At 47.6% G+C, this 210-nt stretch carries 1 protein-coding gene; it reads left to right on the forward strand.

The window, feature by feature from the left end:
• Positions 1–210: hypothetical protein (locus ACW9IR_RS30500; protein ID WP_457466337.1), on the forward strand; the 210-nt coding region annotated here is incomplete at both ends.

The raw sequence follows: 210 nt of genomic DNA on the forward strand, positions 1-210 counted from the left end.
AGCTATCAAAGCGCAAACTCCAACCCTTCGAAACGGTATTTTCTGGCGAAGACATGAAGGCGGGCATTGGGTTATCCCTCATTCGGGATCTGCGAAATTTTTCCCCGGCGTCAAACCAGCGTTTACTGGAACATACGGATGAAGTGGCTATAAATAAACTGGTCAACGGTTTCTATCGGCCTGAGATCAAGGTCGCCAGGCATTTTTTCT

Source organism: Pseudomonas sp. SDT291_1_S447 (assembly GCF_054070155.1).